Raw genomic sequence first — 12583 nt, forward strand, 5'->3', positions numbered from 1 at the left:
GGGCGACCGACCGCCGGGGCCGGCCACCACCAGCAGTGACGTGGTGGCGGGGCGTCGCGGTTCCGGCCCGGGGAAGGGGCCCGGCGGGCGCCGGATACGCTGGGGCGCGTGACATTTCCCGTGGTCGGCATGGTCGGAGGCGGTCAGCTCGCCCGTATGACCCATGAGGCGGGCATCCCGCTCGGTATCGGTTTCAGGCTGCTCAGCGACACCCCGCAGGACTCGGCGGCGCGGGTGGTGAACGACGTGGTGGTCGGCGACTACCGCGATCTCGCCACGCTGCGTGCGTTCGCCAAGGGGTGCGACGTGATCACCTTCGATCACGAACATGTGCCGACAGAGCATTTGCGCGCCCTGGAGGCCGACGGCATCCCGGTGCGCCCCGGGCCGGACGCCCTGGTGCACGCGCAGGACAAGGGCGTGATGCGCGCCCGGCTGACCGCACTCGGTGTGGCCTGCCCGCGCCACCGGATCGTGACCGACCCGGCCGACGCGGTCAGGTTCGCCGACGAGATCGGCGGCTTCCCCGTCGTGTTGAAGACGGTGCGCGGCGGCTACGACGGCAAGGGCGTGTGGCTGGTGCGCTCCGAGGAGGAGGCCGCGGACGCCTTCCGCGCCGGGGTGCCGGTGCTGGGCGAGGAGCGCGTGGCGTTCCGCCGCGAGCTGGCGGCCAACGTGGTGCGCTCCCCCCACGGGCAGGCGGTCGCCTACCCCGTGGTGGAGTCGCGCCAGGTGGACGGCGTCTGCGACACGGTGATCGCCCCCGCGCCCGGGCTGGCGCCCGCGCTCTCCGCGCACGCGCAGGAGATGGCGCTGCGGATCGCCGGCGAGCTGGGTGTGGTCGGGCATCTCGCGGTCGAGCTGTTCGAGACCGAGGACGGCCGGGTGCTGGTCAACGAGCTGGCGATGCGCCCCCACAACTCGGGCCACTGGACCCAGGACGGCGCCGTGACCTCGCAGTTCGCCAACCATCTGCGCGCCGTGCTCGACCTTCCGCTGGGCGACCCCCGGCCGCGCGCGCCCTGGAGCGTGATGGCCAACGTGCTCGGCGGCGACTACCCGGAGATGTACCCGGCCTATCTGCACTGCATGGCCAGGGACCCGGGGCTGAAGATCCACATGTACGGCAAGGGCGTCCGCCCGGGGCGCAAGGTGGGGCATGTCACGACCTTCGGGGACGACCTCGACGAGGTGACCGGGCGCGCCCGCCACGCCGCCGACTACCTGCGCGGGCTCATCGACGAGTGACCGCCCGGCGGGCGACCGCGCCGCCCGGCCACGGGTGGGCCGGGCGAGGACGTGCCGGAGGGCGGCCGGACGAGCGGCCCGACGAGCTGCCGAGCGCACCAGCCAGAACGACCAACCGACGACGAACGGTGAGGCATGAGTGAAACCCCGGCCCCGCGGGTGGGCATCGTGATGGGCTCCGACTCCGACTGGCCGGTGATGCGGGCGGCGGCCGAGGCGCTGGACGAGTTCGGCATCGCCTACGAGGCCGACGTGGTCTCCGCGCACCGGATGCCGACCGAGATGGTCGCCTACGGTCAGGAAGCGGCCGACCGTGGTCTTTCCGTGATCATCGCCGGTGCCGGCGGTGCCGCTCATCTGCCGGGAATGCTCGCCTCGTTGACCCCGCTGCCGGTGATCGGCGTCCCCGTGCCGCTGAAGCACCTGGACGGCATGGACTCGCTGCTGTCCATCGTGCAGATGCCGGCCGGGGTGCCCGTCGCGACGGTCTCGGTCGGCGGCGCGCGCAACGCCGGGCTGCTGGCGGCGCGCGTGCTGGGGGCCACCGACCCCGCGGTGCGCGCGCGGATGGCCGCGTTCCAGGACCAACTGCGCGACCAGGCCAGGGAGAAGGGACGCCGGCTGCGCGACTCCCTCAAGCGCCCCGAGGAGGGAACCCGATGAGCGACACCACCGCGCGGCTCGCCGAGGCCAGAGAGCTGCTCGCCGAGTATCCGCTGGTCGACGGCCACAACGACCTGCCCTGGGCGCTGCGCGAGACGGTCGGCTACGACCTCGACCGCGCCGACATCGCGGGGGACCTCACGGGCCGTCTCCACACCGACCTGCGCCGGCTGCGCGCCGGCGGGGTCGGCGCGCAGTTCTGGTCGGTCTATGTGCCGGCCTCGCTGAGCGGCGACGACGCGGTCAGCGCCTGCCTCGAACAGATCGACGTGGTCGGCCGGCTGCTGGAGCGCTACCCGGCCGACCTGGCCCCGGCGCTGACCGCCGACGACATGGTGGCGGCCAGGGCGCAGGGGCGGATCGCCTCGTTGATGGGCGCCGAGGGCGGGCATTCCATCAACAACTCGCTGGCGACGCTGCGCGCTTTCCACCGGCTCGGCGTGCGCTATATGACGCTCACCCACAACTCGACGATCGACTGGGCGGATTCCGCGACCGACGACCCGGCGCACCACGGTCTCAGCGCTTTCGGCGAGGAGGTCGTGCGGGAGATGAACCGCGTCGGAATGCTGGTCGACCTCTCGCATGTCTCCGCCGACGTGATGCGGGACGCGCTGCGGGTCACCGAGGCTCCGGTGATCTTCTCGCACTCCTCGGCGCGCGCGGTCTGCGACCACCCGCGGAACGTCCCCGACGACGTGCTGGCCGCGCTGCCCGCCAACGGCGGGATCGCGATGGCCACGTTCGTCCCGAAGTTCGTTCTCCCCGAGGCGATCGAGTGGACCCGGCGGGCCGAGGCGAACATGACCGCGCACGGCTTCCACCCGCTGGACACCACGGAGCCGGCGATGCGGGTGCACCACGCCTTCGAGGAGGCGGACCCGCGCCCGCTGGCCACCCCCGCCACCGTCGCCGACCACCTGGACCACATGCGCGAGGTGGCCGGCGTCGACCACATCGGGATCGGCGGCGACTACGACGGGACGGCGTTCCTGCCGCGGGGCCTGGAGGATGTCTCCGGCTACCCGCTGCTGCTCGCCGAGCTGCTCGCACGCGGCTGGTCGCGCACCGACCTCTCCAAGCTGACCTGGGAGAACGCGGTGCGGGTGCTGCGGGAAGCGGAGACCGCCGCCGCCGACATCGCCGCGCGCCGCCCGGCTTCCCTGGCCACCATCCAGGAGCTGGACGGGCGCCCCGCCTGACGGAACCAATCCGGCGAAGCCGACATAACACCGCGTCGTCCCGGCCCGTGACCTAACTCACGGGCCGGACGCCGTTCCCGACCGCCCGCGCGGTGGCCCTCCGGCCGGCGGGAGCGGAATTCCCCTCACTCGACGGGGAGTTGCTGACTTCCCGGCCGAATGCCGCCGTTGACGGTGTGAAAAACGATCAGAACGCAGAGTCATTCCGGTCGTCCGGTGATATTCGGGTCACGTTCCCCGCGTTCCCGAATTGTTGTCGCAGGCGAATGGGCGGGTTTAACGTTCGGTCCGCGTCGCACTCGCGGCGAGCCGCTCCGGACGCCGAATCCTGTCACCGGAAGCGGGAAACGAGGTAAATCCGTCTGACAGGAGCGGGGGACCCAATTCCGCCGGACACGTTCCGGCTAGGGGTGAAGTCACGGCAGAACCACGCGCCCCGGAGGCGCGCGGCCGGCCGTGGCCGGGCACCACTCCGGCCCGAACCCGACAGCTCACCTCGCAGGCGTCGGAGAGGAGACCCCATGTCCGGAACCGGACGTCACCGCCGTCAGCCGTCCCGGCGCGTTTCCCGCGCCGCCACCCTGCTCGTCACCGCGGGCGCCGCCGGCCTCGCGCTGCCGCTGGTCGCCGCCGGCACCGCTTCCGCCGCACCCGCGGTCCACACGGTCGAACGCGGCGACACCCTGTACCGCATCGCCGCCGACAACGAGGTGGCCGGCGGCTGGGAGGCGCTCTACGAGGCCAACCGGGAGGCCGTCGGCGACGACCCGGGCCGCATCACTCCCGGTGTCGAGCTGACCCTTGAGGTCGGCGAAGCCGCCGACGACGAGGAGACCGAGCCGGCCGAGCCGGCCGAGCCGGCCCCGAGCGGCGACTTCGTCGCGCCCGTCGAGGGCGTCGGCGGCAGCGGCTACGGCAACGCCGGTGCCCTGTGGTCCAGCGGCTACCACACCGGCGCCGACTTCCCCGTCTCGACCGGCACCCCGGTGGTCTCGGTCTCCGACGGCGAGGTGGTCACCGCCGGCAGCGGCGGCTCCTACGGCACCGAGGTCGTGGTGCGCCACGACGACGGCCACTACAGCCAGTACGCCCACCTGTCCTCGCTCTCGGTGAGCGCCGGGCAGACCGTCACCGCCGGCGACCAGCTCGGCCTCTCCGGCGCCACCGGCAACGTGACCGGACCGCACCTCCACTTCGAGATCCGCACCGGCCCGTCCTACGGCTCCGACATCGACCCGCTCACCTACCTGCGCGAGAACGGCGTCACGCTCTGAGCCCGTCCCACGGCGGCGCCGAGCCGACCTCCTGACCGCCGGCGGGCGGGGCCGCCCCCCCTGGCCCCGCCCGCCGGCTCAGTCGGTCAGCCGCTGGTAGCGCCGGATGGCCAGCGGCGCGAACACCGCGATCATCGCCACCGGCCAGACCACCGCGAGCAGCGTCGCGTGCCCGGCCGCCCAGGACTCCCCGCCGAGGCCCGGGTTGCCGAAGAGCTCGCGGCTCGCCGCCACGGTCGACGTGAGCGGGTTCCACTCGGCGACCGTCCCCAGCCAGCCCGGCATCAGCTCCGGTGCGACGAAGACGCCGGAGAGCGCCGTCAGCGGAAAGGCGAGCGGGAAGACGATCGTGCCGACGGTGTCCGGGTTGGGCAGCAGCAGGCCGAGCAGGATGCCGATCCAGGACATCGCCACCCGCAACAGCAGCACGAGTCCCACCGCGAGCAGCGCGTACCCCGGGCCCCTGTGCCACTCCCAGCCGACCAGCAGCCCGCAGACCACCAGCACCGCCATCTCCAGCACGCCCCGCAGCAGGTCCGCCAGACACCGGCCGACCAGCAGCGCGGACCGCGCCATCGGCATGGAGCGGAAACGGTCCACCACGCCCCTGCTGGAGTCGAACGCCACCGAGGTCGCCGTCGCCCCCATCCCGTAGAGCATGGTCATGGCGAAGACGCCGGGCAGCAGGAACTCCCGGTACTCCCCGCCGCCCGGCACCCGCATCCCGCTGCCGAAGACATAGCCGAAGACCAGCACGAAGAGGATCGGCAGGCTGAAGTAGAGCGTGACCTCCTCGGGGGAGCGCGCCAGCTGCGCCATGTTCCGCCGGGTCATCACCAGCCCGTGCGTGAGCGCCACCCCCGACCCGCGCCGTGCGGCCCCCCGCGACCGCACGCCGTCCGCCGGTCCGGCGCTCACGCCGCCGCCCCCTCGTGCCGTTCCTCGCGCCGTCCCTCGCCCGCCGTGTCGCCGGTGAGCCGCAGGAACACCTCGTCCAACGTCGGCCGCCTGGTGCCCAGGTCCTCCACCGGCAGCCCGGCGGCGCGCAGCGCGCCCGCCACGTCGGTCAGCGCCGCGACCCGGTCCCCGACCTCGGCCACCACCCGGCGGGACTCCGCGTCGACGGCCGGTTCCACCCGGCAGACCCGGCGCACCAGCGCCGTCGTCGCCGGCAGGTCCCCGGCCTCGCGCGCCACCACCTCGACCCGGTCGCCGCCGATCCGCGACTTCAGCGCGTCGGCGGTGCCCTCGGCCACCACCCGCCCGGAGTCCACCACCGAGATCAGGTCGGCCAGCCGGTCGGCCTCCTCCAGGTACTGGGTGGTCAGCAGCACCGTGGTGCCCCCGGTCACCAGCGAACGCACCGCCTCCCAGACCTGGTTGCGGCTGCGCGGGTCGAGCCCGGTGGTGGGCTCGTCGAGAAAGAGCAACCGGGGGGTCACGATCATGCTGGCCGCCAGGTCGAGCCGGCGACGCATCCCGCCCGAGTAGCCGTTGACGCTCCGCCCCGCCGCCTCCGCCAGGCCGAACGAGTCCAGCAGCTCCTCGCCGCGCCGCCGCGCCGCCCGTGCCGTCAGCCCGAAGAGCCGGCCGAAGAGGACCAGGTTCTGCCGGCCGCTCAGATACTCGTCCACCGCCGCGTGCTGCCCGGTCAGCGCGATCCTGGCGCGCACCTCGTCCGGCTCGTCCGCCACGTCGAACCCGCAGACCCGCGCGCGCCCCGCCGAGACCCGGGTGAGCGTGGTCAGCGCCCGCACCGCCGTGGTCTTGCCGGCGCCGTTCGGGCCCAGCAGTCCGTGCACGGTGCCCTCCCGCACGGTCAGGTCGAGACCGTCGAGCGCCCATGTGTCCCCGTACCGCTTGCGCAGCCCCTCCGCCTCGATCGCTGTCGCGGTCATCGCGCCACCCCTCCCCTTTCCCGCGGTTCCGGGCACGCCGGGGCGAGCCGAAACCGTGTACGGCGTATATTTTCTCTGTACACCGTACACAAACCATGGACGGTGTACATAGTTCTACGATGGCGACGTCCCTGGCCCGGCGACGAAGGACGAGGAGCGGCGATGGCGGAGGAGACGCGGGGGCGGGACCCGGAGCAACTGCTCGAACTGCTCTGGCGCACCCGCGCCCCCGGCGCGCGCGGCCCCAGAGGCAGCCTCAGCGTCGACCAGGTGGTGGCGGAGGGGGTGCGGATCGCCGACGAGGAGGGGATCGCCGGCGTCTCGATGCGCCGGATCGCCCAGGCGCTCGGCGTCACCACGATGACGCTCTACCGCTATGTCCCGGGCAAGGACGACCTGTTGGACCTGATGTTCGACATGGCGCTCGGGGCGCCCGCCACCGCGGAATGGCCCGACGACTGGCGCGGCGCGCTGCGGAGCTGGGCGGCCGGGCAGCGGCGCGTCCTGCTCGACCGGCCGTGGATGCTGGACATCCCCGTGGGCGCGCCGCCGATGGGCCCCCACAGCCTGTCCTGGATGGAGGCGGCACTGGCCGCGCTGGACCCCACCGCGCTGGACGAGGGCGACACGATCGGCGTGCTGATGATCGTCGGCGGGTTCGTGCTGGGCGACACCCGGCAGGAGCTGGCGATGTCCAGCGCCTCGGCGCGCACCGGCCTCTCCTACGAGGAGTGGGGCCCCGCCTACGGCCGGATGATGGCGCGGGCCGCGATCGACGAGCGGTACCCGACGGTCGCCAAGCTCGCCAGGTCGGGGGTCTTCGAGGCCGAGACCGCGCCCGGCGAGGACTTCGCGTTCAACCTGGAGTTCCTGCTCGACAGCGTGGCCGCCCTGATCGGCCGCCGCGAGCAGGCGGCGGCCTCCCCACCCTCCGGGGGGTGAGGAGGCCGGCGGTGTCCTACGGCAGGTTGCGGGCCATCACGATCCGCTGGACCTGGTTCGTGCCTTCATAAATCTGGGTAATCTTCGCGTCCCGCATCATCCGCTCCACCGGGTAGTCCCGGGTGAAGCCGTAGCCGCCGAGGAGCTGCACCGCGTCCGTGGTGATCTCCATCGCCGCGTCGGAGGCGTAGCACTTCGCGGCGGCGCCGAAGAACGTGAGGTCGCCGTCCTCGCGCTGCGACCTCGCCGCCGCCGCGTAGGTCAGCTGCCGGGCCGCCTCCAGCTTCATGGCCATGTCCGCCAGCATGAACTGGACGCCCTGGAAGTCGCCCACCGGCTTGCCGAACTGCTTGCGTTCGCGCACATACCCCTTGGCGTAGTCCAGCGCGCCCTGCGCGATGCCCAACGCCTGGGCGGCGATGGTGATCCGGGTGTGGTCCAGGGTGCGCATCGCGGTCGCGAAGCCGGTGCCCTCGGCGCCGATCATCCTGTCGGCGGGGACGCGCACGTTGTCCAGATAGACCTCGCGGGTCGGCGACCCCTTGATGCCCAGCTTCTTCTCCGGGGCGCCGAACGAGACGCCCTCGTCGCCCTTCTCCACCACGAACGCCGAGATCCCGCCGCGCGTCCGCTTCTCCGGGTCGGTGACCGCCATCACCGTGTAGTAGTCGGAGACGCCGGCGTTGGTGATCCACCGCTTGACCCCGTTGAGCACGTACGAGTCCCCGTCCCGCACCGCCCGCGTCCTCATGCCGCCGGCGTCCGAGCCCGCGTCGGGCTCGGAGAGGCAGTAGGAGAACATGGCCCGCCCCTCGGCCAGCGGCCTCAGGTAACGCTCCTTCAGCTCCGCCGAACCGGAGAGCACCACCGGCAGCGAGCCGAGCTTGTTGACCGCCGGGATCAGCGAGGAGGAGGCGCACACCCGCGCCACCTCCTCGATCACGACGACCGTGGCCAGCGCGTCCGCGCCCGCGCCCCCGAACTCCTCGGGCACGTGCACCGCGTGCAGATCGCTGCCGACCAGCGCGTCCAACGCCTCCTGCGGGAAGCGCGCCCGCTCGTCCACGTCGGCGGCGTGCGGCCCGATCTTCGCCTCGGCCAACGCCCTGACGGACTCACGGAGCATCTCGTGCTCCTCGGCCGGACGGTAGAGATCGAAGTCCCCGGCTCCTGACACCTGTCTCACTCCCTGCCCACGAAGCGTTCTCGTCCTGGTGCGCGACCCGGTTCTCGTGCTGGCCCGCGACCGGTTCATGACTGTTAAGTAACCTGATCCTAGGGTCATGCCGGGGCTGGGGATAGGTGAGCTTGCCGACAGGGCCGTTCGTCTATGCTCGGGGCCATGCCTCTCAAGATCTCGGTGATCGGTCTCGGCTACCTCGGCGCCACCCACGCCGCGGCCATGGCGGAGTTGGGATTCGAGGTCATCGGCCTCGACGTCGTGCCGTCGAAGGTGGAGGACCTCTCCCGCGGGGTCTCCCCGGTCTACGAGCCGGGCCTTGAGGAGATCCTCCAGCGCCACGTGGCCGGGCTGCCGGGATCGACCGGGCGGCTGTCGTTCACCACCTCCCCGCAGGAGGTGGCCGCCGCGGCCGACGTGCACTTCATCTGCGTCAACACCCCGCAGCGCGCCGGCGAGTACGCGTGCGACATGACCTACTTCGACAGCGCCGTCGAGGCCCTCGCGCCGCACCTGGACCGGCCCGCGCTGGTCGTCGGCAAGTCCACGGTCCCGGTCGGCTCCGCCGCGCGGCTGGCCCGCAGGATCGCCGAGCTGGCGCCGGCCGGCGAGGAGGCCGAGCTGGCGTGGAACCCGGAGTTCCTCCAGGAGGGCTTCGCGGTCCGCGACACCCTGCACCCCGACCGGATAGTGATCGGGGTGACCAGCGAGCGCTCCGAGGCGCTGCTCCGCGAGGTCTACGCGACGCCGCTGGCCGAGGGCAGCCCCCTCGTCGTCACCGACCTGCCCACGGCCGAGCTGGTGAAGACGGCGGCCAACGCGTTCCTCGCCACCAAGATCTCCTTCATCAACGCGATGGCCGAGGTCTGCGAGGTCGCCGACGGCGACGTGGTCAAGCTCGCCGAGGCGCTCGGGCACGACGAGCGGATCGGCCGCAAGTTCCTGCGCTCCGGCATCGGGTTCGGCGGCGGCTGCCTCCCGAAGGACCTGCGCGCCTTCTTCGCCAGGGCCGGCGAGCTGGGTGCCTCCGAGGCGCTCCAGTTCCTCCGCGAGGTCGACTCGCTCAACATGCGGCGCCGTGCCTCCATGGTCGAGCTGGCCAGGGAGGCCCTGGGCGGCTCGCTGCTGGGCCGGCGGATCGCGGTGCTGGGCGCCGCGTTCAAGCCGGAGACGGACGACGTCCGCGACTCCCCGGCGCTGAACATCGCGGGCCAGCTCCACCTCCAGGGCGCGGAGGTGAGCGTCTACGACCCCAAGGCCACGGAGAACGCCCGGGCCGTCTTCCCGACGCTGCGGTACACCGAGTCGGCCGTCGAGGCGGCGCGCGGCGCGCATGTCGTGCTGCATCTGACGGAGTGGCGCGAGTTCCAGGAGCTGGACCCGGCGGCCCTGGGCGAGGTCGTGACCCACCGCCACATCCTCGACGGACGGAACACGCTGGACTCCTCCCTCTGGCGCAAGGCCGACTGGACCTACCGCGCGCTGGGCCGCCCCACGGCCTGACCCGCGGCGCCGGACCCCGAAAAGGGGATGAGCCGGCCGGTTCCCGCCGCACAGAATGGGCCATGCTGATCGACCACTGGCCCCTCGCGGGCCTCCGGCTGCGCACCCCCAGGCTGGAGCTGCGCCTGCCCGACGACGAGGACCTGGCGCGGATGGCGGAGCTGGCGGCGGAGGGGGTGCATCCGCCCGAGGAGATGCCGTTCCTGGTCCCCTGGACCGACCGTCCTCCGCACGAGCAGCGGCTCGCCACGATCCAGCACCACTGGGCCGCGCGCGCCTCCCTCGCGCCCGAGCGGTGGGCGCTGAACCTGGCGGTCCTCGCCGACGGCGAGCTGGTCGGCACCCAGGAGCTGGCCGCCCGTGACTTCGCCGTGCTGCGCGAGACCAGCAGCGGCTCCTGGCTCGGCCTGCCGCACCAGGGCCGGGGGATCGGCACCGAGATGCGGGCCGCCGTGCTGGAGTTGGCCTTCGCCGGGCTCGGCGCCGAGCAGTCGGTCTCCGGCGCGATGGAGGACAACGCCGCCTCGCTGCGGGTCTCCGCCAAGCTCGGCTACGAGGACGACGGCGTCGCCCGGCTGGTGGTGCGCGGGCGGCCGGTGACGGAACGGCGGCTGCGGCTGACCAGGGAACGCTGGCTGGCCCGTCGTCGAACCCCCGTGGAGATCACCGGGCTTGAGCCGTGCCGCGCGCTGCTGGGCGCCACCGGCGCGGGCCCGGCCTCAGACGCCGGGTAGCGGGTCCTGCTCCACCGGCCCGTCCGGCGGCCGGGGTGCGGTGCGCAGCTCCAGCTTGGCGCGGCACTCGGGGCCCAGGCCCCAGGTCCGCGCCTCGCGGTCGCGCAGCGGCCGGCCGCAGAGCCGGCAGTGCACGGGGGGCCGGCGCCGCTCCTCCGGGTCGGGGAGCAGCGCCGGCTGCGGGTCGTTCGCGCCGGACGTCGTGCCTGCCATGGGTCAGGTGTACCACCGCGGGCCGCCGTCCGGGGCGTTCACTGCCCGACGAGCCCGGGGCGCAGCGTCTGGGAGAAGAGCACCCCGCCGCCCACCTCCCGCAGGTGCGCGGTGAGTTCGCCGCTCTCGCCGTCGATCTCGACCTCGCCGAAGAACTGGTAGCCCTCGGCCGGCGAGACGTTGGCCACGGTGGGCGCCTTGACGAAGACCCGGTCGGGGCCGAAGGTGCCGTCCAGGTCGTTGGCGGGGAAGGCACCGGCGTTCAGCGGCCCGGTCACGAACTCCCAGAACGGCGCGAAGTCGCCGAAGGACGCCAGCTCGGGCCGGTAGTGCTGGGCCGAGGTGTAGTGCACGTCGGCGGTGAGCCAGACGGTGCCCGTGATCCGCCGGCGCTTGACGAACCGCAGCAGCTCGGCGATCTGCAGCTCCCGGCCGAGTGGGGCGCCCGGATCGCCGTTGGCGATCGCCTCGAAGTCGGTCTCGCCGTCCGGGACCACCAGCCCGATGGGCATGTCGGCGGCGATCACCTTCCACAGCGCGCGGGAACGCGTCAACTCCCGCTTGAGCCACTCCAACTGCTCGCGGCCCAGGATGCCCTGCGCGTTCTCCCGCTGGTCGTTGGGGGAGTTGCGGTCGCGGAAGGTGCGCATGTCCAGTACGAAGACGTCCAGCAGCGGACCCCGGCGCACGACGCGGTGCACCCGCCCCTCGCGCGCCCCGGGGCGCAGAGTGGAGATCGGGAAGTACTCGCTGAATGCCTGGCGCGCGCGGGCGGCCAGCACATCGGCGGACTTCTCCGTGTAGTTGTCGTCCTCCAGCAGCTCGCCCGGGTACCAGTTGTTGGTGACCTCGTGGTCGTCCCACTGGACGATGGCGGGGACCTGGGCGTTGAAGCGCCGCAGGTTCTCGTCGGCCAGGTTGTAGCGGAAGTTGCCCCGGTACTCGGCGAGGGTCTCGGCGACCTTGGCCTTCTCCTCGACGGTGATGTTCCGCCAGGTCCTGCCGTCGGGCAGCGCCACGGTCTCGGTGAGCGGCCCGTCGGCGTAGATCGTGTCGCCGCTGAAGAGGAAGAAGTCCGGGTCCAGCCGCCGCATCTCCTCGAAGGCGCGGTAGCCGCCCAGCTCCGGGTTGATGCCCCAGCCCTGCCCGGCCAGGTCGCCCGACCAGACGAAACGGGTGCCGGCGGAGCGCCGTGCGGACGGCGTGCGGAACGTGCCGGTCACGGGCCGGCCGGTGCGCCGGTGGTCGTGCGGGTCGACCAGCGTCACCCGGTAGTGGACCTGCTGCCCGGGCTCAAGTCCGCGCAGCCGGGTGGTGCCGGTGAAGTCGGTGCCGGGCCCCAGCAGCGGCCCGGCGAACCGGCGCGGGCGGCGGAACGACTCCGTCGCCGACGTCTCCACGATCATTCGCGCCGGCCGGTCGGAGCGCACCCAGACCAGCCCCGACTCCCCGGTCACGTCGCCGACCTGCACGCCCCAGTCGGCGGACGGGCGGCCACCGAGCGCCTGGGCCGGCGCGGCACCGGCCCACGCGAGCCCCGAGGGCAGCGCCAACGCCGCCGACGCGGTCGCCGCGCCGCGCAGCACGCCCCGCCGGCCGATCGATCCGGTGCTGTTCTCGCCCGCCTGCGCCATTCTCGGTACCTCCCGTGGCCGATTCACGTCATGACGGGCGCCACTATGGTGCGCGAACGGGGCGCAACGGACACCGCTCGTGACAACTCTGG

Annotated in this window: 12 protein-coding genes and 1 riboswitch; of the genes, 7 read left to right on the forward strand and 5 right to left on the reverse strand. The window is 73.0% G+C overall.

The genetic code is table 11. The features are described from left to right. Positions 1 to 108: 108 nt before the first annotated feature. The 4 genes from FH715_RS24665 (at position 109) to FH715_RS24680 (ending at position 4387) form a co-directional block, all read left to right on the forward strand. Entirely contained in the window at positions 109 to 1248 is a 1140-nt protein-coding gene (locus tag FH715_RS24665; RefSeq protein ID WP_139649054.1) for a 5-(carboxyamino)imidazole ribonucleotide synthase, read from the forward strand. 135 nt (positions 1249 to 1383) lie between these two features. Next, on the forward strand, positions 1384 to 1911 hold the full coding sequence (purE, locus tag FH715_RS24670; protein WP_139649055.1) for a 5-(carboxyamino)imidazole ribonucleotide mutase: 528 nt from the start codon (positions 1384 to 1386) through the stop codon (positions 1909 to 1911). Then, the gene (locus tag FH715_RS24675) at positions 1908 to 3113 is read left to right on the forward strand and encodes a dipeptidase (RefSeq protein WP_139649057.1); all 1206 of its coding nucleotides are present in this window, start codon (positions 1908 to 1910) and stop codon (positions 3111 to 3113) included. Before purE ends, FH715_RS24675 begins: the two co-directional genes overlap by 4 nt. Positions 3114 to 3453: 340 nt before the next feature. Next, positions 3454 to 3633, forward strand: a riboswitch (cyclic di-AMP (ydaO/yuaA leader). 1 nt (position 3634) lies between these two features. Continuing rightward, on the forward strand, positions 3635 to 4387 hold the full coding sequence (locus FH715_RS24680) for a M23 family metallopeptidase (protein WP_139649059.1): 753 nt from the start codon (positions 3635 to 3637) through the stop codon (positions 4385 to 4387). A 78-nt stretch (positions 4388 to 4465) separates the two neighbouring features. Here the strand turns inward: FH715_RS24680 and FH715_RS24685 are convergent, their stop codons facing one another. Both FH715_RS24685 and FH715_RS24690 read right to left on the reverse strand, forming a co-directional pair. Then, positions 4466 to 5305 carry an ABC transporter permease gene (locus FH715_RS24685; protein WP_246108957.1) on the reverse strand — a complete coding sequence of 280 codons (840 nt, stop codon included), beginning with the start codon at positions 5303 to 5305 and terminating at the stop codon, positions 4466 to 4468. Beyond that, the gene (locus FH715_RS24690; RefSeq protein ID WP_139649061.1) at positions 5302 to 6285 is read right to left on the reverse strand and encodes an ATP-binding cassette domain-containing protein; all 984 of its coding nucleotides are present in this window, start codon (positions 6283 to 6285) and stop codon (positions 5302 to 5304) included. Before FH715_RS24690 ends, FH715_RS24685 begins: the two co-directional genes overlap by 4 nt. A gap of 162 nt (positions 6286 to 6447) precedes the next feature. Between FH715_RS24690 and FH715_RS24695 the strand changes: the two genes are divergently transcribed. Then, a complete protein-coding gene (locus tag FH715_RS24695) occupies positions 6448 to 7227 on the forward strand; it encodes a TetR/AcrR family transcriptional regulator (protein ID WP_139649062.1) in 780 nt (259 codons plus the stop codon). Between the two features lie 16 nt (positions 7228 to 7243). Here FH715_RS24695 and FH715_RS24700 read toward each other — a convergent pair whose 3' ends face one another. Continuing rightward, on the reverse strand, positions 7244 to 8404 hold the full coding sequence (locus FH715_RS24700) for an acyl-CoA dehydrogenase family protein (protein WP_139649065.1): 1161 nt from the start codon (positions 8402 to 8404) through the stop codon (positions 7244 to 7246). 165 nt (positions 8405 to 8569) lie between these two features. Here FH715_RS24700 and FH715_RS24705 point away from each other — a divergent pair, with 165 nt between their 5' ends. Further along, the gene (locus FH715_RS24705) at positions 8570 to 9910 is read left to right on the forward strand and encodes a UDP-glucose dehydrogenase family protein (RefSeq protein ID WP_139649067.1); all 1341 of its coding nucleotides are present in this window, start codon (positions 8570 to 8572) and stop codon (positions 9908 to 9910) included. 62 nt (positions 9911 to 9972) lie between these two features. Further along, complete coding sequence (locus FH715_RS24710) at positions 9973 to 10644, forward strand: GNAT family N-acetyltransferase (RefSeq protein ID WP_139649068.1); 672 nt, start codon at positions 9973 to 9975, stop codon at positions 10642 to 10644. Here the strand turns inward: FH715_RS24710 and FH715_RS24715 are convergent. Continuing rightward, entirely contained in the window at positions 10630 to 10857 is a 228-nt protein-coding gene (locus FH715_RS24715) for a DUF6011 domain-containing protein (RefSeq protein WP_246108958.1), read from the reverse strand. The two genes, FH715_RS24710 and FH715_RS24715, sit on opposite strands and share 15 nt — an antisense overlap. Before the next feature lie 38 nt (positions 10858 to 10895). Then, entirely contained in the window at positions 10896 to 12491 is a 1596-nt protein-coding gene (locus FH715_RS24720; RefSeq protein WP_139649070.1) for an alkaline phosphatase D family protein, read from the reverse strand. Positions 12492 to 12583 lie beyond the last annotated feature (92 nt).

It is taken from the genome of Streptomyces sedi (genome assembly GCF_006335015.1).
Classification (GTDB): Bacteria; Actinomycetota; Actinomycetes; order Streptomycetales; family Streptomycetaceae; genus Streptomyces; species Streptomyces sedi.

Excerpts from the sequence above, each read along its gene's own strand:
- FH715_RS24720 (WP_139649070.1), bottom strand. The coding sequence starts at position 12,491 with ATGGCGCAGGCGGGCGAGAACAGCACCGGATCGATCGGCCGGCGGGGC.
- FH715_RS24675 (WP_139649057.1), top strand. The coding sequence starts at position 1,908 with ATGAGCGACACCACCGCGCGGCTCGCCGAGGCCAGAGAGCTGCTCGCC.
- FH715_RS24715 (WP_246108958.1), bottom strand. The coding sequence starts at position 10,857 with ATGGCAGGCACGACGTCCGGCGCGAACGACCCGCAGCCGGCGCTGCTC.
- FH715_RS24680 (WP_139649059.1), top strand. The coding sequence starts at position 3,635 with ATGTCCGGAACCGGACGTCACCGCCGTCAGCCGTCCCGGCGCGTTTCC.
- FH715_RS24690 (WP_139649061.1), bottom strand. The coding sequence starts at position 6,285 with ATGACCGCGACAGCGATCGAGGCGGAGGGGCTGCGCAAGCGGTACGGG.
- FH715_RS24695 (WP_139649062.1), top strand. The coding sequence starts at position 6,448 with ATGGCGGAGGAGACGCGGGGGCGGGACCCGGAGCAACTGCTCGAACTG.
- purE (WP_139649055.1), top strand. The coding sequence starts at position 1,384 with ATGAGTGAAACCCCGGCCCCGCGGGTGGGCATCGTGATGGGCTCCGAC.
- FH715_RS24705 (WP_139649067.1), top strand. The coding sequence starts at position 8,570 with ATGCCTCTCAAGATCTCGGTGATCGGTCTCGGCTACCTCGGCGCCACC.
- FH715_RS24710 (WP_139649068.1), top strand. The coding sequence starts at position 9,973 with ATGCTGATCGACCACTGGCCCCTCGCGGGCCTCCGGCTGCGCACCCCC.